This is a genomic window from Kitasatospora mediocidica KCTC 9733, from assembly GCF_000744225.1.
Lineage (GTDB): Bacteria > Actinomycetota > Actinomycetes > Streptomycetales > Streptomycetaceae > Kitasatospora > Kitasatospora mediocidica.
This window is the reverse complement of the sequence record NZ_JQLN01000005.1, coordinates 2,538,240-2,559,772: the sequence shown is the minus strand read 5'-3', so window position 1 is coordinate 2,559,772 and position 21,533 is coordinate 2,538,240. Positions and strand designations below refer to the sequence as shown.

Annotated in this window: 17 protein-coding genes and 1 pseudogene; 4 read left to right on the top strand and 14 right to left on the bottom strand. The window is 72.6% G+C overall.

Translation table 11 applies throughout. The features are described from left to right. Positions 1-55: 55 nt before the first annotated feature. Positions 56-2,626, bottom strand: a complete 2,571-nt coding sequence (pcrA, locus tag BS80_RS25545; RefSeq protein ID WP_035800936.1) for a DNA helicase PcrA — start codon at positions 2,624-2,626, stop codon at positions 56-58. Between the two features lie 190 nt (positions 2,627-2,816). On the opposite strand from pcrA, the gene BS80_RS38045 reads away from it, so the two are divergent. Beyond that, positions 2,817-3,320, top strand: coding sequence for a hypothetical protein (locus tag BS80_RS38045; protein ID WP_051967028.1), 504 nt, complete (start codon positions 2,817-2,819; stop codon positions 3,318-3,320). Here BS80_RS38045 and BS80_RS25530 read toward each other — a convergent pair. Both BS80_RS25530 and BS80_RS25525 read right to left on the bottom strand, forming a co-directional pair. Next, positions 3,301-4,821, bottom strand: coding sequence for a glycosyltransferase family 39 protein (locus BS80_RS25530; RefSeq protein WP_083975198.1), 1,521 nt, complete (start codon positions 4,819-4,821; stop codon positions 3,301-3,303). The genes BS80_RS38045 and BS80_RS25530 overlap by 20 nt on opposite strands. A 39-nt stretch (positions 4,822-4,860) precedes the next feature. Next, on the bottom strand, positions 4,861-6,060 hold the full coding sequence (locus tag BS80_RS25525; RefSeq protein WP_035800932.1) for a glycosyltransferase family 39 protein: 1,200 nt from the start codon (positions 6,058-6,060) through the stop codon (positions 4,861-4,863). Between the two features lie 269 nt (positions 6,061-6,329). Between BS80_RS25525 and BS80_RS25520 the strand changes: the two genes are divergently transcribed. After that, a complete protein-coding gene (locus BS80_RS25520) occupies positions 6,330-7,679 on the top strand; it encodes an acyltransferase family protein (protein WP_083975196.1) in 1,350 nt (449 codons plus the stop codon). Positions 7,680-7,748: 69 nt separating this feature from the next. On the opposite strand, the gene BS80_RS25515 is transcribed toward BS80_RS25520, so the two are convergent. Further along, on the bottom strand, positions 7,749-8,450 hold the full coding sequence (locus tag BS80_RS25515; protein ID WP_035800927.1) for a LuxR C-terminal-related transcriptional regulator: 702 nt from the start codon (positions 8,448-8,450) through the stop codon (positions 7,749-7,751). Beyond that, positions 8,443-9,915, bottom strand: coding sequence for a PspC domain-containing protein (locus tag BS80_RS25510; RefSeq protein ID WP_157536565.1), 1,473 nt, complete (start codon positions 9,913-9,915; stop codon positions 8,443-8,445). Before BS80_RS25510 ends, BS80_RS25515 begins: the two co-directional genes overlap by 8 nt. Before the next feature lie 132 nt (positions 9,916-10,047). Here BS80_RS25510 and BS80_RS25505 point away from each other — a divergent pair, with 132 nt between their 5' ends. Together BS80_RS25505 and BS80_RS25500 are read left to right on the top strand one after the other, a co-directional pair. Continuing rightward, entirely contained in the window at positions 10,048-11,598 is a 1,551-nt protein-coding gene (locus BS80_RS25505) for a PspC domain-containing protein (RefSeq protein WP_035800925.1), read from the top strand. Continuing rightward, positions 11,595-11,813 carry a hypothetical protein gene (locus BS80_RS25500; protein WP_035800924.1) on the top strand — a complete coding sequence of 73 codons (219 nt, stop codon included), beginning with the start codon at positions 11,595-11,597 and terminating at the stop codon, positions 11,811-11,813. The genes BS80_RS25505 and BS80_RS25500 overlap by 4 nt, the downstream gene beginning before the upstream one ends. On the opposite strand, the gene BS80_RS44150 is transcribed toward BS80_RS25500, so the two are convergent. The 9 genes and pseudogenes from BS80_RS44150 to BS80_RS25460 all read right to left on the bottom strand — a co-directional run bounded on the left by BS80_RS44150 (position 11,810) and on the right by BS80_RS25460 (position 21,522). Next, the gene (locus tag BS80_RS44150; protein ID WP_232246654.1) at positions 11,810-12,088 is read right to left on the bottom strand and encodes a Rieske (2Fe-2S) protein; all 279 of its coding nucleotides are present in this window, start codon (positions 12,086-12,088) and stop codon (positions 11,810-11,812) included. The two genes, BS80_RS25500 and BS80_RS44150, sit on opposite strands and share 4 nt — an antisense overlap. Positions 12,089-12,301: 213 nt before the next feature. Continuing rightward, positions 12,302-12,856: pseudogene (locus tag BS80_RS44145) on the bottom strand (DoxX family membrane protein); the annotation flags it as partial. A 193-nt stretch (positions 12,857-13,049) separates the two neighbouring features. Further along, on the bottom strand, positions 13,050-14,645 hold the full coding sequence (gene guaA / locus BS80_RS25490) for a glutamine-hydrolyzing GMP synthase (RefSeq protein WP_035800919.1): 1,596 nt from the start codon (positions 14,643-14,645) through the stop codon (positions 13,050-13,052). Positions 14,646-15,545: 900 nt separating this feature from the next. Further along, positions 15,546-16,853 carry a sensor histidine kinase gene (locus BS80_RS25485; protein ID WP_063772047.1) on the bottom strand — a complete coding sequence of 436 codons (1,308 nt, stop codon included), beginning with the start codon at positions 16,851-16,853 and terminating at the stop codon, positions 15,546-15,548. Further along, the gene (locus BS80_RS25480; protein WP_051967207.1) at positions 16,850-17,521 is read right to left on the bottom strand and encodes a response regulator; all 672 of its coding nucleotides are present in this window, start codon (positions 17,519-17,521) and stop codon (positions 16,850-16,852) included. The genes BS80_RS25485 and BS80_RS25480 overlap by 4 nt, the downstream gene beginning before the upstream one ends. Before the next feature lie 71 nt (positions 17,522-17,592). After that, a complete protein-coding gene (locus BS80_RS25475; RefSeq protein ID WP_157536564.1) occupies positions 17,593-18,402 on the bottom strand; it encodes a hypothetical protein in 810 nt (269 codons plus the stop codon). A 106-nt stretch (positions 18,403-18,508) separates the two neighbouring features. Beyond that, a complete protein-coding gene (locus BS80_RS42020; protein WP_051967026.1) occupies positions 18,509-19,087 on the bottom strand; it encodes a class F sortase in 579 nt (192 codons plus the stop codon). Between the two features lie 76 nt (positions 19,088-19,163). Next, the gene (locus BS80_RS42015; protein ID WP_051967024.1) at positions 19,164-19,562 is read right to left on the bottom strand and encodes a hypothetical protein; all 399 of its coding nucleotides are present in this window, start codon (positions 19,560-19,562) and stop codon (positions 19,164-19,166) included. 145 nt (positions 19,563-19,707) lie between these two features. Continuing rightward, the gene (locus BS80_RS25460) at positions 19,708-21,522 is read right to left on the bottom strand and encodes a GMC family oxidoreductase (protein ID WP_051967206.1); all 1,815 of its coding nucleotides are present in this window, start codon (positions 21,520-21,522) and stop codon (positions 19,708-19,710) included. Between the last annotated feature and the right edge of the window lie 11 nt (positions 21,523-21,533).

Below are 21,533 nucleotides of genomic sequence, written 5' to 3'. Positions count from 1 at the left end.
CGGGACGGTGCCACCCCTCAAGAGGAGGGGAAAATCACAGCCCCGGGGACCAGTGCTACAGCTTCTCGACCGGCGCGTACCGCAGCAGCAGGACCTTGCGGCCCGAGCTGCCGAAGTCGATCGTCGCCTTGGCCTTGTCGCCGACGCCCTCGGTGCCGGCCACCGTGCCCAGGCCGAAGGTGTCGTGGCTGACCCGGTCGCCGACCGCGAGCGCCACCACCTCGCGCTCGGTGACCTTGCGCGCCGACGTGCCCCAGCCCGCCTTCGGCGAGGACGAGCTCAGCCCGCCGCCCGAGCCGCGCGAGGAGCCGGACGACAGTCCGCGCGAGGCCGGCATCGCGGCCGCGCCGGTGCGCTTCCACTGCACCAGCTCGCCCGGGATCTCGTCCAGGAAGCGCGAGGCCGGGTTGTAGGAGGGCTGGCCCCAGGCGCTGCGCAGCACCGAGCGGGTCAGGTAGAGCCGCTCCCGGGCCCGGGTCAGCCCGACGTACGCGAGCCGGCGCTCCTCCTCCAGCTCCTTGACCTGGCTGAGTGCCCGCATGTGCGGGAAGATCCCGTCCTCCATGCCGGTCAGGAAGACCACCGGGAACTCCAGGCCCTTGGCGGTGTGCAGGGTCATCATGGTGATGACGCCGCTGCCGTCCTCGTCATCCGGGATCTGATCCGAGTCGGCGACCAGGGCGACCCGCTCCAGGAAGTCGGCCAGCGAGCCGATCGGCGGCGTGCCCTCACCCTCGCCGTCCGGTCGCTCGCCCGGGTCCTGCTCGTACTCCAGGGCCACCGCGGCCAGCTCCTGGAGGTTCTCCACCCGGGTCTCGTCCTGCGGGTCGGTGGAGGACTGCAGCTCGGCCAGGTAGCCGGTCTGCTCCAGGACGGCCTCCAGGACGGCGGCCGGCCCGGCACCGGACTCGACGATCTGGCGCAGTCCGGCCAGCAGCTCGTTGAACTTGCGCACCGCGTTGGCCGAGCGCGCGGCCATCCCGTACGCCTCGTCGACGCGCAGCAACGCCTGGGCGAAGCTGATCCGCTCCCGGGCCGACAGCGCGTCGATCATCGCCTCGGCGCGGTCGCCGATCCCGCGCTTGGGCACGTTGAGGATCCGGCGCAGCGGCACGGTGTCCTCGGGGTTGGAGAGCACCCGCAGGTAGGCCAGGACGTCCCGGACCTCCTTGCGCTCGTAGAAGCGCACCCCGCCGACCACCTTGTACGGCAGGCCGACCCGGATGAACACCTCCTCGAACACCCGGGACTGGGCGTTCGTCCGGTAGAAGATCGCCACGTCGCCGGGCCGGGCGTCGCCCGCGTCGGTGAGCCGGTCGATCTCCTCGGCGATGAACTGCGCCTCGCCGTGCTCGTCGTCCGCGACGTAGCCGACGACCTTCTCGCCGTGCTCGCCGGCCGTCCAGAGCTTCTTCTCGCGGCGGCTGGTGTTGCGCTCGATGACGGCGTTGGCGGCGCTCAGGATGGTCTGGGTGGAGCGGTAGTTCTGCTCCAGCAGGATCGTCACGGCCTCGGGGTAGTCCTCCTCGAACTGGAGGATGTTGCGGATCGTCGCGCCGCGGAACGCGTAGATCGACTGGTCCGCGTCACCCACCACGCACAGCTCGGCGGGCGGCACCGACGCCAGGCCGGCCGCGGCCGGGTTGACGAAGTCGCCGTCCACCGTGCGCCTGGGCGCGGACCCCGCCGCGCCGCCGCTGAGCTCGCGCACCAGCGTGTACTGGGCGTGGTTGGTGTCCTGGTACTCGTCGACCAGGATGTGCCGGAACCGGCGCCGGTAGTGCTCGGCCGCGTCGGGGAAGGCCTGCAGCAGGTTGACGGTGGTCATGATGATGTCGTCGAAGTCGAGCGCGTTGGCCTCGCGCAGGCGGCGCTGGTAGAGCGCGTACGCCTCGGCGAGCTTGCGCTCCATCGGGTTCGCGGCCTGGGCCGCGTAGGTCTCCTCGTCGATCAGCTCGTTCTTGAGGTTGGAGACCTTGGCCGTGAACGACTTCGGCGGGAACTGCTTGGGGTCCAGGTCCAGGTCCCGGCAGACCAGCGACATCAGCCGCTGCGAGTCCGCCGAGTCGTAGATCGAGAAGCTGGAGGTGAACCCGAGCCGCTTGCTCTCCCGGCGCAGGATCCGCACGCAGGCGCTGTGGAAGGTCGACACCCACATCGCCCGGGCGCGCGGCCCGACCAGCTGCTCGACGCGCTCGCGCATCTCGCCGGCCGCCTTGTTGGTGAAGGTGATCGCCAGGATCTCGCCCGGCTGCACCCCGCGCGCGCCCAGCAGATAGGCGATCCGGTGCGTCAGCACCCGGGTCTTGCCCGACCCCGCGCCGGCCACGATGAGCAGCGGCGAGCCCGCGTGCAGCACCGCCTCGCGCTGCGGGTCGTTCATCCCCTCCAGCAGCTGGGCCGGGTCGACGACCGTGCGGTGGGCGCCGTTGCGGTGGTAGGCGTCGCGGGCGGAGGCCGCGGCGTAATCGGTCTGGAAGAGATCGTGCGGGATCTCTTCCTCGTAGCCGCCCTCGTGGCCGTAGTGGTCCTCCGGTGGAGGCTCCTCGGCGTGGTCCGCGGGCGTCGCGAAGGAAGGCTTCAGCTCGAAGCCGGGGAGCGGGAGGTCGTCAAAGAGGCTACTCATGGCCCTCCGAGTGTATGACCCGGCACTGACAGGACAGGCCGGATCGGAGGTCCCGGCGGAACGGTCACAGCACGCCATCGGTTCGTACCGAAACGGACATCGGGATATCCGGAACGGTCGCTTCCGAATTCTTCCGACCAGAGCCGTAACTCCCGCCCCTCCGGCCCCGCGCCCGGCTAGCGTCCCCGTCATGGCCTCGCACCGCAAACCCCGCTCCCGGCCTGCGCTGTTCTCACCGCGGATCGCCCGGGCCGCACGCACCGCCCGCACCGCGGCCGGCGTCGCCGGCGTCACGATGGCCGGCGCGGTCTCGCTCACCCACCTCGCGGCGGTCGGCCCCGCCGACCAGGCCCCCGAACCGGGCCCGGCCGTCAGCAGCGCCGCCCTGCCGTCCGCCCCCACCCGCGCCGACCTGCTCGACCAGGAGGCGGACCGCACCGGCCCCCCACTGAGCCCGCCGCCGGCCCCCGTGTCCACCCCCGCGCCGGCGCCCCGGCGCGGCGCCCTGTCCGGCGGACGGCAGCAGGGGCACGGCGAAGTCCTCGCCGCACCCCTGCTGTTCGACCCGGCCGACGACCCGCAGGCCGTCCTGGAGGGGAGTTGGCGGCTCGACCGGGCCGCCTCCCTCACCCAGGGCCTCCAGGCGCGCTTCGGCCTCCCGGCGCAACCCGCGCCTAACGCTCCATCAGCGTGACGACCAGTCCGTGCACCTGCGTCACCGTCTTCTTCGGGTACGCCGCGTTGAGCGCCGTCACCTCGTCCGGCGAGAAGCCGCGGAACTGGTCCTTGGCCTTCCCTATGGCCACCACCCACACCCGGGGCGTGTTCCCCAGGCAGGCGGCCGGGTCGCTGCACAGCTGCGGATAGAGGTCGTCGACGGCGACCGCGCTGCGCGCGACGAAGACGTCCTTTATGGCGTCCTGCTTCGGCAGGTAGTAGTCGAGCGCGGTGGGCACCTCCATCAGGAGGTCCTTGCCACGGGCCGGCGCGATGCCGTCCCCGGGCTGGTAGTTCTCGGCGATCACCGCGGCCGCGGCCTTGGCGTCCCAGTCCACGAAGGCGTACCGCTCGCGGTTGATGTGCTGCTCGTGGGTGCCCAGCACGATCACCGCGACCAGCCCGAGCGGCAGCAGCATCTTCGGCCGCAGCGCGGCCAGCCCGGCGCCGGCCAGGATCGCCCAGATCGGCACCGTGAAGAGCAGGTAGCGGTCCAGGAAGTACGAGGTCGAGCCCATCGAGATGATCCCGACCGCCGGGATCGGCAGCACCGCGATCAGGCCCATCTCGACCGCCGAGCGCCGCCCGCCGATCCAGGCCATCGGGAGCACCGCCATCGCGAGGACGCACAGCGCGACCCCGCTGGCGCCGAACATGCCGGGCCAGAGGATGCCCCCGAGGTCGGGCAGGGTGGGCTTCGGCACCCATGAGAGCTGCCGGCCCACCTGCTTCTGGCCGGTGAGCACCAGCGGCACCAGCGGCACCAGCGCCGCCACCACGGCCGCCGAGAACCCGATCAGCAGCCGCCGCTCGCGCCCGTTCCACCAGCGCCAGAGGACGACCAGCGCGTGGCCGCCCAGGACCACCAGCGAGATCATGTGGAACAGCCCGGCGCAGACCACCGCGACGGCGTAGAGCGCCCAGCGCGGGAGCGTCGGCCGCTCCAGGGCCCGCAGCAGCAGGAAGGTCGCGGCGGCGACGGCCAGCACCACGAACGCGTAGCTGCGGGCCTCCTGCCCGTAGCGCGACACGGACGGCGTCACCGCGAAGATCACCCCGGCGGTCAACGCGGCACGGTCGCCGAAGAGCTTGCGGGCGATCAGCACGACGAAGACCGCGGCACCCGTCATGGCCAGCGCCGACGGCAGCCGGAGCATCGCCAGGCTGTGGCCGAAGGCCTCGGTCCAGAAGTGCAGCAGGAGGTAGTACACCCCGACGACCGCGTCGACGTGCTGCAACATCCCCCAGAGCTGCGCCGGGCTGCGGTCTATGGCGTCCCAGGTGGCCAGCTCGTCCGGCCAGAGCAGCGCGCGGCCGCTGCCGTAGACACAGAGCCCGAGGGTCAGCAGCGCGGGCCAGAGCCAGAGCAGCCGGGTGGCCACGCGCAGCGCAGCCGCACGCCGCCCGGGCGCTCTGCTGCCGTCCTCGCCAGGGCCCTCGGTGGTCGGGGCAACGCTGCTTCTGGCACTGACGCTCATTGCTGCGGGCCCTCTCGGCTTTCGGTCAGATGGTCACGGTCACGGCGAGTTGGTGTAGACGAAGACCACGTACCCGCCGTAGGCGGCGGAACACAGAGCGGCGGTCGCCAGGACCGCTGGCACCAACCCCCGGGTACGCACCCGTGCCAGGTTTCCCGCCAGCGGAAAGAGCAGAGCGAACGCCGGGATCAGGAATCGCGCACGAGAGTTGAAGTATGCCGCATCACCGAGTGCGAGCAGCAGGATCATGCCGCTGTACACGATCAGTGTCAGAGGCTGGCGTTGGAGGACCGAGACGACCAGCAACAGCACGGAAACGGTGATCGTCGCGGCCACCACCACGTCGGTCATCCAGACCGGTCCGGGCACCATCAGCATCACCCGAAAGGAGTGCGCCGTGGAGCGGCCGAAGTCGAAATGCGACTGCCAGGCGTCCTGGATCCGGAAATACGCGTCAAGGCTGCCCTTCTGCCACCCCACCCAGAGGATGAAGCCGACGAAGCCGAGCGGCGCGAGCGCGGCCCCCAGCAGCGGACGCCACCAGGGCAGCCGGTCCTCCTCCGGGAGCACCCCGCGCCGGTCCTGGCGCCACTGGACGAGCAGCGCCGCCACCCCGCCGATCCCGATCGCCGCGGCGACCGCGACGCCGGTCGGGCGGGTCAGCCCGGCGAGCGAGGCCAGCACCCCGGCCCAGACCCAGCGCCGGGTCACGGCGGCGTACATCGCCCAGACCGCCAGCGCGCTGAAGACCAGCTCGGAGTAGGCCATGCTCTCGACCACCGCGTACGGCGTGACACCCCAGAGCGCCGCGGCGATCACACCCGTCCGGCGGTTGTAGAGCCGCTCCCCCACCGCGAAGATCCCCCAGGCCGCCACCAGTGCGGCTATCCAGGCGACCACCAGCGCGGCGTAGTTCACCGACAGCGGGCCGAGCCACCAGACCACCCGGATCAGCATCGGGTAGACCGGGAAGAAGGCGTAGGGCTGGTACGGGCCGTACGGCCCGGGGCGCGGCACGGTGCCCGCATAGCCGTGCCGGGCGATGTCCTGATACCAGGAGGCGTCCCAGAGCGTGCTCAGCCGGTGCAGGCTGGTCGTGCCGTGCTGGCCCTCCCAGAGCATCAGGACCGCGATGCCGATCGCGCGGACCAGGACGTAGCCGAACAGGGCCGGCGCGGCGTAGCGGGCCGAGGAGACGAGCCTGGCGAGCGGGCGTCGGCCGCGCCGACCGGCCTGCACGCGATAAGAGCCCGCCGTCGATGCTCCGGCGGGCTCTCTGTTCTTCAGAAGGGATGCCACTACCGTCGGCCTTCCAGATTCGGGGTCGGACTGGTCCGGGAACGCTCGGCGCCCGGGCAACGCCAACGCCACATGCTAACGAACGGGAGCAGCCGGTCCCCCTGACCAGGACGCCTGCGCCGGCTCCCCGGGTTCACTCGATTGCCCGAAAGGGCATGCATACCGAGTAGGTACTCAAAACCGGCCGTGCATAGGCTAGCCTCCAGCGTGTGACCGTGATTGAACAGCAGCCGGCCGGCCAGTCCGTCGGCACCCCACAGACAGCACGCGCCGGTCGACCCGCAGTGCGGCTCGGCTGGTTGGACGCCCTGCGCGGCATCGCGGCCCTGCTGGTCGCGATCCACCACTTCGGCGTCCTGAAGCTGCTCCCGCCGGCCGGCCCGTGGATCGAGGACCACTTCGACCTCGGCATCTACGCCGTAATGCTCTTCTTCCTGGTGAGCGGCTACATCGTGCCCGCCTCGCTGGAGCGCAGGGGCGACGTCCGGGGCTTCTGGGTCGGCCGGATCTTCCGGATCTACCCGCTGCTGCTGATCGTCATCACGCTGTCGCTGGTGATCCTCCCCAAGGACTTCTCCGCGGTACCCGGCGTGGTCACCGACCACCCGGTGCGGTCCTACCTCGCCAACCTGACCCTCCTGCACGAGATGCTGAACATCCCCAGCGCGCTGGGTGCGATGTGGACGCTCTGCTACGAGATGGTCTTCTACTTCTTCGTCAGCGCGCTCTTCGTGAAGGGCTGGCACCGGCAGAGCGCCGGCATCTCGGTCTTCTTCGCGGGCGCGGCGCTGCTGCTCGGCGCCTTCGTCACCCCGGCGATGATCACCACCAACACCGCCAGCACCCAGCACCTGATCACCGCGACCATCGTCGTGATGATCACCGGCCTGGTCTGCGTGCTCAGCGGCCGCCCGGAGCTGGTCCGGACCGGTGCCATGGTGCTCGGCGGCCTCGGCGCGGTGCTGCTCTTCTTCAACGCCCGGTCCACGTTCTTCGAGAGCATGATGATCCTGGCCACGATGTTCGCGGGCACCGCGATCTTCCGTGCCGAGAAGAAGCAGATCGACCCGCTGCTCGCCGTGATCACCTGCGGCTTCGTGCTGACCTCGGGTTTCCTGGTCGGCTTCCTCTACAACCACGGGGACGCCCTCAACCGGACCTGGACGGCCGGTTGGATCGCCTTCTCCGCCTCCTACCTGGGTGCCTGGCTGAGCTTCGGCTTCGGCATGCTGCTGCGCAACCGCCGCTGGCCGCGCCCGCTGACCTGGCTCGGGAAGGTCAGCTACTCGGTCTACGTGGTGCACATCCCGGTGCTGTGGGGCATCTACTGGCTCGAGAAGAACGTGCACTTCGCCCAGCACGGTGCGGGGAAGTTCGTCCCGACCCTGATCTTCCTGGCAGCCGTCATGGTCTTCAGCCAGCTCACCTACTCGCTGGTCGAGATGCCCGGGCAGAACCTCGGCAAGAAGGTCGCCAAGATGCTGGACCGCCGGCTGCCGCAGACCGCGCCCAAGCACGCCGCCGCGGAGCAGGCCCCGGTGTCGTCCGGCGTCTCGTAACCGCCCGCGGAACCGACGCGTGAGGCCGGCCCGGTGGACACCGGGCCGGCCTCACGCGTTGCGGGGTGCTCAGACCAGGCGGCGGGCCGTCGCCCAGCGGGTCAGCTCGTGCCGGTTGCTCAGCTGGAGCTTGCGCAGCACGGCCGAGACGTGACTCTCGACCGTCTTCACCGAGATGAAGAGCTGCTTGGCGATCTCCTTGTAGGCGTAGCCCCGGGCGATCAGGCGCAGCACCTCACGCTCGCGCTGGGTGAGCCGGTCGAGGTCCTCGTCGACCGGCGGGGTGTCGGTGGCGGCGAACGCGTCCAGCACGAAACCGGCCAGCCGCGGGGAGAAGACCGCGTCGCCGTCGCCGATCCGGAAGATCGCGTTGACCAGGTCACCGCCCGTGATGGTCTTGGTGACGTAGCCGCGCGCACCCCCGCGGATCACGCCGATCACGTCCTCGGCCGCGTCGGAGACCGAGAGCGCGAGGAACTTCACGCCCCCGGGCTCGCCCATCACGGCGGTCGAGCGGCGCAGCACCTCCACCCCGCCGCCGCCGGGCAGGTGGACGTCGAGCAGCACGACGTCCGGGCGGGTCTCGGCGACCACCCGGACCGCCGACTCGACGTCGTCGGCCTCCCCCACCACGTCGATGCCGGTGACCTCGGTCCGGCCGATCTCGGCCCGGACCCCGGTACGGAACATCCGGTGGTCGTCCACCAGGACCACCCGGGCCACCCTCGCGGGCCCGTCCGACCCGGCTCCCGTCGCCACAGCCTCAGTCATCAGCAGCTCTCTCCATCTCCAGCTCGACCTCGGTGCCGCCGTCGGGCGCCGGGCGCACGCGTGCGGTGCCCCCGTTGCGCTTCATCCGGCCGATGATCGACTCCCGTACGCCCATCCGGTCCTCCGGCACGGTGTCCGGGTCGAAGCCGGGCCCGTGGTCGCGTACGAACACCGACACCGTCCTCCCCTCCACCTCGGCGTAGACCTGCACCGGTCCTCCGCCACCGTACTTGGCCGCGTTGACCATGGCCTCCCTCGCGGCCTGGATCTGCGCCGAGATCCGCTCGTCCATCGGGCAGTCGCCGACGCAGACCAGCTCGACCGGGACCCCGTGCCGGTCCTCGACCTCGGCGACCACCTCACGGATCCGCTCGGCCAGGGTGTCGGGCGCCGCCTCGGCGGCGGCCTCCGGACGGTAGAGCCAGAGCCGCAGCTCGCGCTCCTGAGCCCGGGCCAGGCGCAGCACCTCCTTGGAGTCCTCGGCGTTGCGCTGGATCAGGGTCAGCGTGTGCAGTACCGAGTCGTGCACGTGCGCGGCGATCTCGGCCCGCTCCTGGGCGCGGATCCGGGCGGTCCGCTCGGCGCCCAGGTCCTGCCACATCCGCAGCGCGTACGGCCCGGTCAGCACCAGCACCCCGGCCAGCACCGCGAGCGAGGCCTCCACCACCGAGGCCAGCGTGGAGCCGGCGCCCTGGAGCACCAGGAAGCCGATGATGCCGACCGTCACCAGCAGCACGCCGGCACCGACCCGGACGAAGGCGCTGCTGCGCTTGCTGCCGTTGTCCAGGCCGAACCAGCGCTGCCAGCGGGAGTCGTCCGCCTGCCGCCAGACCAGCGCCACGCCGACGCCGATCGCCAGCAGCGGCCAGGCGTACGGCTGCGAGGACTGGATGTGCAGCGCGTTCAGCAGCGCCATGACGCCGATCACCAGCATCAGCAGGGCGGCCAGCTGGCCGAGGTTCTGCCGGCTGGCCGCGCCGCCCGAGGGTGCCGTGCCGTCGGTGGCGGAGACCGGCGCGGGCTCGCCCTGGAAGGTGCGCTGCAGCAGATCGCGCAACCGGCCGAGCCGGCCCCGGCGGCCCTTGAGCAGCGGCTCGGGGCTCACGCCGGAGGCGCCCGCCGGGACGAACGCGCCATTCGCCCAGACATAGGTGACACCCAGTCCGTTGCCGCGGGCCGGCTCGCCGATGCCGATCGGCACCACGAACCAGAACGCCGCGTAGAGCAGCCCGCCTATCCCGTTGGCGAAGAAGAGCAGCACGAAAGCCAGCCGCACCCAGGCCAGCGGCAGCCCCAGATGGACCGCGAGGCCGTGCGCCACACCGCCGAGCATCCGCCCGTGCGGAGTGCGGTAGAGCTTGCGGTAGGGCGGCCGACCGGCCTGCGGGGTCGGCTCGCCGCCCTGCGCCGACACGCCGTCGGAGGCCGGGGGCACTGCGTTGGAATCGGTACCGGGGGCTGCCACGCCACCGATGGTCACACGTGCGCGCCCGTCGGCGCATCAGGGTTGGGCCCTGATCGGTCTCAGGGACAGATCAGGGTCACGACAGGGCCCCCGCGGGTCCCGCCCGGCGACCGCAGCCAGCAGGATGGAGGCATGACGGACGAGCAGACCGCGGCGGAGGACCAGCAGGCCGCCCAGGACGGACCCGACGGCCGCCCCCCGCTGACCCGCAGCGAGCAGCACCGCGTGCTGGCCGGTGTCTGCGGCGGGCTCGGCCGGCACCTGGACATCGACCCGGTGATCTTCCGGGTGGTGGTCGCCGTGCTCTGCCTCACCGGCGGGCTCGGGCTCTTCCTGTACGGCCTGGCCTGGTTGATCGTCCCGACCGAGAGCGTCCCCGGGGCGGCCGAGGACAAGCACGGCCGGACCGAGCTCCAGCGGGTGCTGACCGGACGGGTGGACGGGCAGTCGATCGGCGCGGTGCTGCTCACCGTGATCGGCACCGGGGTCTTCTTCTCCTGGATGGGCAGTGGCGACTCCGCCTTCCCGCTGCTGCTGCTCGGCGCGATGATCTTCCTGGCGGTGCGCTACGACCCCGAGCGCCGGCGCCGGGCCGACGGGCACGGCCGGCCGGAGCGCCCGGGCGGACCGTACGACCGGCCGGCCCCGGGGCCCTCGGGGGCCGCCGGACCGCCGTCCGCGCTGGCCGACTGGAAGACCTGGCGGCAGGACTTCCACACCGAGTGGACGGCCCGCAAGGCCGAGTTCCACGACCGGGTCAACCTGGCCAAGGAGGACCTCTCGCAGGCCACCCGGCAGAGCGCCTGGGGCACCGACGCGCGACCCGCCGACGACGGCACCCCGCAGGACACCCCGCCGGCCGGGCCGAGCGGCTACCTGTGGGACCCCCGGCACCCCGAGCGCAACCCGTACCAGGGCCCGTACCCGCCGCCCGGCGGCTACGCCACCCCGCCGCCCGGCGCGCCCGCGCAGCCCTGGTGGCAGCGCTCCGACCTGCCGAGCGGCGACCCGCTGCGCAAGTCCGAAGGCGTCCGGCCGGCGCCGCCCGCACCGGCACCGGTCCGCCGCCGGCCGCGGTCCTTCCTCGCCCCGCTCGGCCTGCTGCTCTCGGTGGGTGCGGCGGCCCTGGTCTGGCGAGGCGGCTTCGGCCACCACAGCACCACGGTGCTGCTCTCCACCGTGCTGGCCGTCGCGCTCCTCGGCCTGGGGCTGACCATCCTGCTGGGCGCGAAGTTCGGCCGGGCCCGGAAGCTGGCGATCCCGGCACTGCTGCTCACCATGCTGCTGGCCGCCCTCGGCCACTCCACGACCTCGGCCAACTCAGCCTTCGGAGACCACAGTTGGACGCCGGCCGGCGCGGCCGACCTCCAGCACGAGTACGCCCTGGGGGCCGGCGACATGGCGCTCGACCTGCGAGCCGTGGACCCGGCCGGCGGCTCGGTCAAAACGACGGCCAAACTCGGCGCCGGTGACGTGCACGTGACGCTGCCGCCCGACGTGGACGTCGTACTCACCGTCCGCAGCGGCGTCGGCGACGTCACGGTGCCGGACGGCACGCTCAACGGAGGCTTCGGCACCAACCGGACCTTCGCGCTGAGCCCCCTTCAGGGAGAGCACTCCAAGGGAACCATCGTCCTCGACATCGAGGTCGGCCTCGGCGACGTACAGGTGGAACAGGGATGAAGCGGCACCGGATCGACCTCTTCTCGCTCGTCGCGGGCGGGCTCTTCACGACGCTCGGTGCGCTCTACCTGGCCGCCTCGCTGAACGGCTTCACGGTCAGCGGGCGGATCGTGCTGCCGGTCACCTTCATCGTGCTCGGCGGCGCGGGGCTGGCGAGCGCGGTGGCCGCGATGTCCCGCCGCGGCCGCAGCCCCGAACCGCCGGAAGACCGTTAGCTCTGGACAGCGCCGAGGTCGAGGCGGTCGCCGTCCTTGGTGACCGTGTACTTCGGCAGCGGCTTGACCGCCGGTCCGTTCAGCACCGCGCCGGTGCTCGCGTCGAAGCGCGAGCCGTGGCAGGGGCAGGAGAGCTGCCCGTTCTTCGGCGGGTCCACGGTGCAGCCGGCGTGGGTGCAGACCGAGGAGAGGCCGCAGTACTGCCCGGCGGTCGGCTGGACGACGTAGACGGCGTCCCCGCTGGACGGGTCCTTGACCGTGGCCGAGCCGCCCACCGGGACGTCCGCGACGGCCACCGAGACCTTGGCGGCGCCCTGGGCGGGAGCGGTGCTCCCGGCCGCGGCGGCCGGCTTCGGCTTGCGGCGCACGAAGGTGGCGGTCAGCGACCCGGCCAGCAACCCGCCGCCGCCGAGCGCGACCGCGGCGATCCCGCCGTCCAGCACGGTCCGCCGGAGCACCGCGCTCTCGGTCAGCCCGCGCTGCCGGTCGCGCTCGGCCCGCCGGGCCAGATAGCCGTCCACCGACAGATAGGGCGTGCCGGCCAGCAGCAGCGCCGTCCAGGCCATCAGGTACGGCAGGTCGTTGCCGAGGTAGTACGGCGAGACGTTCCAGCTGATGGTCAGGAAGAGCGTCAGGCTGAGCAGCGTCCCACCGAGCGCGGCCACCCGTCCCAGCAGGCCGAAGAGGGTGCCGAGTCCGACCGCGAGCTCGCCGAAGGCGATCAGCAGGCCGAAGAACGTCGGCGCGTGCAGGGCCGGTTCCAGCGCCCAGCCGATCGGGCTGCCCGCCTTGGCGGCCACGGTCTGCGCGTAGAAGGAGAGCGGGTCGTTGCGCCCGGCCAGGTAGTGGCTGTCCGCGAGCTTGTCGAGGCCCGCGTAGACGAAGGTGACGCCCAGGAAGAGACGCAGCGGCAGCAGGGCGTAGCGCCCGGCGAAGGCCTTGCGCCGGGCCGCGCGCTCGGCGCGCCCGGTCGGCCCCGGATCCACCGGGGGTGACGCCGAGGCGGAGCCTCCGGCCTCGACCGGGTCCTTGGTCCCCTCCATCATGTCGCCACCTTCCCGTACGGCCCGTCAGCTTCCGACGGGACTGGTCCGCATTCTGCCCGTTCCATGGTGCTTTCGGCGGCATCCTGATCACCGCACGGCAGATCCTCACCCGGATCCACCGCGAACGGCCGCACCGCCACCCACGGATACGCGGATGGCGGTGCGGTCGTTCAATCGGCGGGGAGAGGAGTTACTCCCACTCGATGGTGCCCGGCGGCTTGCTGGTGACGTCCAGCACCACGCGGTTGACGTCCGGGACCTCGTTGGTGATCCGGGTCGAGATCTTCGCGAGCACCTCGTAGGGGACCCGCGACCAGTCGGCGGTCATGGCGTCCTCGGAGGAGACCGGGCGCAGCACGATCGGGTGGCCGTAGGTGCGGCCGTCGCCCTGCACGCCCACCGAGCGGACGTCGGCGAGGAGCACCACCGGGCACTGCCAGATGTCGCGGTCCAGGCCCGCCGCCGAGAGCTCGGCGCGGGCGATCGCGTCGGCCTCGCGGAGCAGGTCCAGGCGCTCCCTGGTCACGTCGCCGACGATCCGGATGCCGAGGCCGGGACCGGGGAACGGCTGGCGCCAGACGATCTCGCCGGGGAGGCCGAGCTCCAGGCCGACCATCCGGACCTCGTCCTTGAAGAGCCGGCGCAGCGGCTCGACGAGCTTGAACTGCATGTCGTCGGGAAGCCCGCCGACGTTGTGGTGCGACTTGATGTTGGCGGTGCCGGCGCCGCCGCCGGACTCCACCACGTCCGGGTACAGGGTGCCCTGGACCAGGAACTCCACCGGCTCGCCGGTCGCGCCGGCCTCCTCGACCACCTCGCGGGCGGCCTGCTCGAAGACCCGGATGAACTCCCGGCCGATGATCTTGCGCTTCTCCTCGGGGTCGCTGACCCCGGCCAGCGCGTCCAGGAAGCGCTGCTGGGCGTCGACCACCTTGAGCTTGACGCCGGTGGCGGCCACGAAGTCCTTCTCGACCTGCTCGGCCTCGCCCTTGCGCAGCAGCCCGTGGTCGACGAAGACACAGGTCAGCTGGTCGCCGACGGCCTTCTGGACGAGCGCCGCGGCAACCGCGGAGTCCACGCCGCCGGACAGCCCGCAGATCACGCGCTTGCTGCCGATCTGGGCGCGGACGGCCTCGATCGACTCCTCGGCGACGTTGGCGGCGGTCCAGGACGGGGCCAGGCCCGCACCGCGGTACAGGAAGTGCTCCAGCACCTGCTGGCCGTGCGTGCTGTGCATCACCTCGGGGTGGTACTGGACGCCGTAGAGCTTGCGCTCGTCGTCCTCGAAGGCGGCGACCGGCACGCCCTCGGTGCGCGCGGTGACGGTGAAGCCCGTCGGGGCGGCGGAGCAGGCGTCGCCGTGCGACATCCACACCGACTGCTCGACCGGGGTGCCCTCGAAGAGCGAGGAGCCGGGCTGCGTCACGGTCATCGGCGTGCGGCCGTACTCGCGGCTGCCGTTGTTGTCGACGGTGCCGCCGAGCGTCTTCGCCATCAGCTGGAAGCCGTAGCACATGCCGAAGACCGGGATGCCGGACTCGAAGATCTCCCGCTCGATCGAGGGCGCGCCCTCGGCGTAGACGGAGGAGGGGCCTCCGGAGAGGATGATCGCCTTCGGGTTCTTGGCGAGGATCTCCGCCACCGGCATGGTGTGCGGGACGACCTCGCTGTAGACCCGTGCCTCACGCACCCGGCGGGCGATGAGCTGGGCGTACTGGGCGCCGAAGTCGACCACCAGGACGGTGTCGACCGGCGGTACGGACTGGTCGGGGGTAGCAGAGGACACGAACGGCCTTCCGGCGGCGGATCCAGGGGCCCGCGCGCAGCGCGACCCTGGAAGGGCGGTGACGAGTGGGGGTGTCACCTGAAGTCTACCGGGGGTACGTCCTGCCCCGTTTCACCCGCTTGCCGGGCCGCCCGGCCGTGTCCGGCGGCGGCGCGCACTCGTTGCACCCAGCGACCGTACGAACGCGCCGCACCCGCCAGGTGCGCCGCACCGGCCCGGCGCCTGGGCCCTCGACGCGTACGGCTCGGCAGGACCACGCGTGGAAGTTTCCAGTCCACTCGCGCGCGTGGCGCTCCGCCGCCCCCGCTCAGCTCGGGGGCCCGGCGCGCCGTGGGACCGTGCGCGGGTGCGGTGGACCGGCGGCAGGGGACAGCGGCCGGCCCACGACTGCGCCAGGAGGTGCGGTGGTGGCTCCGGGGACGCCCGGGACCACCACCGCACCACCCGGGTGCTACGCAGCGTGACATCCCGTGTCGCCCCCGGGGAGTCGCCCGGGCGCGGCCGTGACCAAGTGCTGACAAGGTGTCAGGAGTGGGCGCGGCGGAAAATGGACAGGCCCGAACTCGGCCGAATCGGTTGCAGAGCACGTGCTCTGTCGAGGACGATGCTCCCAGGGGGTTCACCGGGGGGCTTCGACAGACCGGCGCGCCGTTCATCGCGATGACGTCGTCCACCGACGGCAGCCACGACCGTCACCTCACGCTCAGTGAGCACCCGGTGAGCAGGACCGGCCGCCGCGCCCACCCGGCGCGCACCGCTGCGCCCCTTTTCAGAGCCAACCGAATAGACGGCGCTCTTCCCCCGGCGCCGTCGCCCCAGCACCGGCGCAGCCCTGACGCCGTGTGCTGAGCGACAAAGGGCCCCGTTCCCCCGCGGGGCCCTTTGCCTTGCCCCGCACCGCTACCGGGCAGCGGTGCGACGGCCCGGGAGCCGGCGCCGCACCGGGCGCTGCGCGCCGTCCACCGGCTGCGCAGGGCCGTCCCCGTCCGCGTTCGGGAGCACCAGCTCGGCCACCGCCCCGCCCTCGGGGTGGTTGCGCAGCAGCAGCGCGATCCCGATCGCCTCGGCGTGGCCCTGCGCGATGGTCAGGCCGAGCCCGTGACCGTGCCCGCGCTCGCGCGCCCCGGTGCGGAAGCGCTGCGGGCCCTCCCGCAGGACGTCCTCGGGGTAGCCGGGCCCGTGGTCGCGGATGGTCACGGTGGTCCCGTCCACCCGGACCAGCACCGGGGCGCCGCCGTGCCGGTGGGCGTTGGCGACCAGGTTGGAGAGGATCCGGTCGAGCCGCCGGATGTCGGTGCTGACCTGCGCGTCCCGCTCGACCGACAGGTCCACGGCTGCCCCCGCGCCCGCGCCCGACACGATCCGGGCGACCACCGGTCCGAGCGGGACGACGGACAGCTCGGCGGACTCGGCCCGCGCGTCCAGCCGGGAGACCTCCAACAGGTCCTCGGTCAGGCTGCACAGCAGCCGCACCCGGTTGCGCACCAGCTCGGTGGGCCGGCCGGGCGGGAGCAGCTCGGCGGCGGTCAGCAGCCCGGTCAGCGGGGTGCGCAGCTCGTGCGCCACGTCGGCGGTGAAGCGCTGCTCGTGCCGCAGCTTGCTGCGCAGCACGGCCGACATCGAGTCGACGGCGGCCGCCAGCTCCGCCACCTCGTCGCGGGCGCCGCCGAGCGGTCCGATCCGGGCGTCCAGGTCGCCCTGGGCGATGGTCCGGGCGGTACGCGCCGCCGTGCGCAACCGCTTGCTGATCCGGTCAGCGGCCAGCACACCCGCGAGCACTGTGACGGCGACCGCCAGCGCGGCCGAGAGCAGGATCGATCGGTCGAAGTCGGCGATGGCCCGCTCGTCGTCGGCGAAGTCCACCCGGACCGAGAACACCTGGCCCCCGGGCCGGCTCCCGGTCCCGGCCGCCGCCCACATCGCGGTGCCCTGCGGGCCGGGGCCGAGCATCGAGCCCTGGTGCCCTTCCTCGGCCAGCCGCCGCAGCTGCGGGGGCAGTTGCGCGTCGTCGACCTTGGCGTTCCAGCCGGACAGCTCACTGTTCTGGTTGTAGCCGGAGATCACGGCGGTCAGCGCCGTCTGCGCCGACTTGCGGGCCTGCTCGGTGTGCTGACGGACCGAGGCCTGATGGACCAGCACGCCCACCGCGAGCGCCAGCAGAATGGAGACCACGGCGACGGTGGTGGCGATCTGCCGCCGCAGGTTCACCGCAGCTGCCGCAGCTTGTAGCCGAAACCGCGCACGGTCTCGATCCGGTCCGCGCCGATCTTGGCCCGCAACCGCTGCACATGGACGTCGACCACCCGGCTGTCCGCACCCCAGGAGTAGTCCCAGACCCGTTCCAGCAGGGTCTGGCGCTCCAGCAGGATGCCGGGGGCGGCCGTGAACTCCAGCAGCAGCCGCAGTTCGGTCGGCGTCAGCGGCACCTGACGGCCCGCGACCCGGACCTCCATCGCGTCGGTGTCGACCTCCAGGCCGTCGATCTCCCGGACGCTGCGCGGCGCCGCGGCCTCGGCCACCGGCGCGGCCGGGGCGTGGGCCGGCCCGGTCACCGCCGGCTGCGCGACGATCCCGGTGCGCCGCAGCACGGTCCGGATCCGCGCCACCAGGACCGCGATCTCGAAGGGCTTGACGATGTAGTCGTCCGCCCCGGCCTCCAGGCCGGAGATCACGTCGATCGGCTCGGTGCGCGCCGACATCATCAGGATCGGCAGCTGGCTCTCCTCACGGATCCGCCGGCACAGTCCGACCCCGTCCAGCAGCGGCAGCATCACGTCGAGCAGCAGCAGGTCCGGCGGCAGCTCGCGGAACCGTTCCAGCGCCTCCAGGCCGTCGCAGGCGGTGTCGACGGGGAAGCCGTAGCGCTCCAGCGCCATCCGGGTGGCCTCCCGGATCACCTCGTCGTCCTCCACCAGCAGGATCCGTGGCGTGCCCGGCAGCGGGGCGCTCACGAGGACCTCACCGCGGTCGGCTGTGCGGGCGCGGCCGACGCGACGGGTGCCGGCGCGCCGGGTACCGGCGAGGCCGCCACCGAGGGGGCCCCCGGGCGGGGGCCGCGTGGGGGGATGTAGGCCTGCGACGGTCCGGCCGACGGTGCCGTCCGGTTGGGTGTGCAGAGCGGGGCGTCGGCCGCCGGGCCGGTCGCCACCACGTTCTGGCCCTGGAACGCCAGGCGCACCGCGTTCCAGGCGTAGGTGCTGATGATCTCGGTCGCCTCGGTGGTCTGCTGGTGCACCACCAGGTCGGCGCCGACGGTGTCCGCGGTGAAGCCGGGCAGCACCACGAGGTCCAGGATCGGCACCACCTGACGGTCGTGCAACGTGTAGACGCGCAGATAGGCCTGCTGGTCGCCGGGCAGCACCGCGGTGATCAGCTCGTCACGGCCGTCACCGGTCAGGTCGCGGTACTGCGGGGTGCGCAGACAACTCGGGCAGTCGGCCAGCGCCTTGCGCTCGTCCGGGCGCAGCTGCGGGTCCTGCTTCAGGACGGTGGCGACCGCCAGGTCCTCGATCCGGTCGCCCGGCGCGGTGATCCCGGGCAGCGCGCTGGGCGGCGGCTGGCTGCTCGCCGTCGCGGAGGGCGCCGAGGAGGACGGCGCGTCGGCCGGCCAGAGCAGCGAAGGGGAGGGCCGGACGGCGATCGCGGGAGTCAGCCCGGCGTCGTGCAGCTGTCCGGCGTCGGCACAGCCCGTCGCGGCCCCGGCCAACAGGACGGCGGGCACGGCGAACAGGGCGGCGCGACTGGGCCAGGTCCTCACGCGGATGAGCGCCTTTCGGGTCGGTGGGGCGGCGACGCGACGCGTCGCGAGCAGGGGGTGCAAGTCTGCACGCCCGGGTCCCCGCTCCCGGCCGCACCCCCCGACCCTACGCAGTGACCAGATCCGCGTAGACGACGATGTTCTCGGTGTAGTGACCGTTGCTCGCCAGCGTCCCGCCGCAGGTGATCAGCCTCAACTGCGGGGTGCTGGTGTCGCCGTAGACCAGCGCGGTCGGGAAGGCGGTCTTGGCGTACTGCCCCAGGACGCGCACCCGGTAGGAGACGGTGCTGCCGTCCTGGCGCCGGATGTCGATCAGGTCGCCCGCCCTCAGGTCCGGCAGGCGCGCGAAGACCGCCGGGCCCTTGGTGGTGTTGATGTGGCCGAGCAGGACAGCCGGCCCGAGCTGGCCCGGCGCCGGGCCGTTGCGGTACCAGTCGACCTGCCCCGGCTGGTTCATCGGCGGGGTCTCGACCGTGCCGTCGGCGTTCAGGCCGCCGGCGGCCACCGGGGCGTCCACCCCGATCCGCGGGACGGAGATCCGGACCGGCGGCGAGGTGGGACCAGCAGGCGGGGACGACGGGGACGAGGGCGGGGGTGGCGTGGCGGGGGCGGGATCCGTCGCGGGCACCTGGGCCGCGGCGCTGATCCGCACCGGCGCGGGCTCGGGGTCGTGCTCAAGCACCACGCCGCTCAGCAGCAGGGCGAGGAGGCCGGCCGTCGCCGCCGGCGCCCACGAGGGACGCCGGCGACGCCGGACCGGACTAACCCTGTGCGCCGGCACGGCGACGCACGACGGCGAAGCCGATGCCCGCCACGCCCACAGCGGCCAGCGCACCGCCGGCCACCCAGGTGGAGTCGGAACGCCCGGTCGTCCCCTCACCGGTCTGCGCACCGCCCTTGGGGACGGTGACCACCTGCGGGCCGCCCGACCTGGCCGGCGCGGGAGCGGCGGACGCGCCACCCGCGGCGACCGACGGGGCGGAGCCGACCACGCCGGCCGCGGCGCTCGGCGCGGCGCTCGGCGCGGATGCCGAGGCGCTGGGCGCGACGCTCGGGCCGTCCGCGAAGGCGACCGCGCCGGAACCGGCCACCGCGGCGGCGACACCCAGCGAGACCAGCGCGAGACGCAGACCGCGTCGGACAGTCGTGGCACCTGACATGAGGAGTCCTCCGAAAGCTCGCCACCCCCGGCCCGACTGGCCGGGGGGTTGACATCGCTCACAGTAGGAACCGCCCGACTCGGTCCGCCGCCGACGCTGTAACACCTGTCGGCCGACTCTGTAACAGCCTTGACCTGCTGCGCTGTTACTTCTTCTCGGGCACCTTCGGGACCGGCAGCAGCGGCAGTCGCAGCTCCCCGAACGCGCCGGCCGGCACCGCCGCTCGCAGCGGCTCGACCGCCGCCACCCGGCGGTACGCCTCGCCCTGCGCCGGGCGCTGGTCCACCGCGCCCTTGTTGGGCCACATCGACATCGCCCGCTCGGCCTGCGCGGTGATCGTCAGCGACGGGTTGACCCCGAGGTTGGCGGAGATCGCCGAGCCGTCCACCACACTGATCCCCGGGTGGCCGTAGAGCCGGTGGTAGGGGTCGATCACGCCGTTCTCGGGACTGTCGGCGATCGGGCAGCCACCGAGGAAGTGGGCGGTCATCGGGATGTCGAAGACGTCCCCGACCGTGCCGCCGGCGAAGCCGTTGATCTCCGCCGCCAGCGCCTTGGCGCCCTCCTCCGCCGCCGGGATCCAGGTCGGGTTCGGCGTCCCGTGACCCTGGCTCGACGTCAACTTCCCCTTACCGAAGCCCTTCTGCTTCAGCGAGACGGTGATGGAGTTGTCCAGCGACTGCATCACCAGGCCGATGATGGTCCGCTCCGACCACTTCCGGTTGCTCAACGAGCGCGCGAACACCGTGGGTTGCTTGACCGCGGCGACCCCGGCCCGCAGCCAGCGCGGCCCGCGCCCGGCGCCCGGCACCTGGATGATCGACAGGAAGCCCATCGCGTTGGAGCCCTTGCCGTAGCGCACCGGCTCGATGTGGGTGTTCGCGTCGGGGTGGATGGAGGAGGTGATCGCCACGCCCTTGGTGAAGTCCACCGGCTGCCCGTACCGTCGGTCGGTGGTCTGCGCGCCCACCAGGGCCTCGGAGTTGGTCCGGGTCAGCTCGCCCAGCCTGGCCGAGATGCCGGGCAGCCGGCCCTGCTCGCGCATGGTGTGCAACAGCGACTGGGTCCCGTAGGTGCCGGCCGCGACCACCACCCGGGCGGCGGTCAGGGTCCGCGCCCCGGCCTGTTCCGCGCTGCGGGAACGGGCGTTGGTGCGCCGCACGTCCACGGCGAAGCCCTCGCCGAGTTCGCGGATCCGGGCCACCGTGGTGAGCGGGTGGATCTCGGCGCCGTTGGCCTCGGCCAGGTAGAGGTAGTTCTCGGTGAGCATGTTCTTGGCGCCGCGCCGGCAGCCCGTCATGCACTCGCCGCACTCGACGCAGGCCTTGCGTCGCGGCCCGGCACCGCCGAAGTACGGATCCTCGACCTCGGTGCCCGGCGCGGCCTTCGTGCTGCCGTCGGCGTCCCGGCCGTCCCCGAAGAAGACCCCGACCGGCGCGAGGTGGAAGGTGTCACCGACGCCCATCCGCTCGGCGGCGGCCTGCAGATGGACGTCCGAGGGGGTGGTGGTCGGGTTGGTGCGGACCCCGAGCATCCGCTGCGCCTGGTCGTAGAAGGGGCTCAACTCCTCCTCCCAGTCGGTGATGTGCTGCCACTGCCGGTCCTCGAAGAAGGCCTTCGGCGGCACGTACAGGGTGTTGGCGTAGTTGAGCGAGCCGCCCCCGACCCCGGCGCCGGCCAGCACCACGACGTTGGCCAGCAGGTGGATCCGCTGGATGCCGTAGAGCCCCAGGCCCGGTGCCCACAGGTAGTTGCGCACGTCCCAGGAGTTCTTGGGCAGTTCGTCCGCGGCGAACCGCCGGCCGGCCTCCAGCACGGCCACCCGGTAGCCCTTCTCGGTCAGCCGCAGCGCGGCGACTGAACCACCGAAGCCCGACCCGACCACGATCACGTCGTAGTCGTAGTCGAAGTCGAAGTCGCCGTCCCGCTGCTCTGCGTGGTCCTCCGGCACAGCCGTCATCTCTCCCTTGT